Origin of the sequence: Corallococcus sp. CA041A, assembly GCF_003612075.1 — a bacterium.
In the GTDB taxonomy this organism is placed as follows: domain Bacteria; phylum Myxococcota; class Myxococcia; order Myxococcales; family Myxococcaceae; genus Corallococcus; species Corallococcus exiguus.
On the sequence record NZ_RAWF01000736.1, the window covers coordinates 1 to 402 of the forward strand.

Sequence of the window (402 nt, forward strand, 5' to 3'; positions counted from 1 at the left end):
CGTCCTGGAGCGCATGGGCGTGGCACTGCCGGCTCTGCCCGAGGAAAAGCCTTTTGCCGGAAAGGCGGACGATGCCTTCGGCGCCTTCCAGCGCGGCTATTATCTGACGGCGATGGAGCTGGCTCTGCCGCGGGCGCAGCTGGGCGACGCCTCGGCACAGACGCTCGTCGCCGAAATCTTCGCGCAGGGGCTCGGTGTTCCCCGCAAGCCCAAGGACGCCGCGTTCTGGTACGGGCAGGCCGCAGAGGCCGGCGACCCCTCGGCCATGTTCAAATACGCGATCCTGCTGATGGAGGGCCGCGACGTGCCGCGCGACAAGGTGCGCTCCGAAGCGCTGATGAAGAAGGCGGCCGACCATGGCAACGCCTCCGCTCAGTTCAATTACGCCCAGCTGCTCGTGGC

At 67.7% G+C, this 402-nt stretch carries 1 protein-coding gene; it reads left to right on the forward strand.

The genetic code is table 11. The annotated features are described in order from the left end of the window. Nucleotides 1–13: 13 nt before the first annotated feature. On the forward strand, nt 14–402 hold a 389-nt coding region (locus D7V77_RS42870; protein ID WP_199734031.1), incomplete at its 3' end, for a tetratricopeptide repeat protein.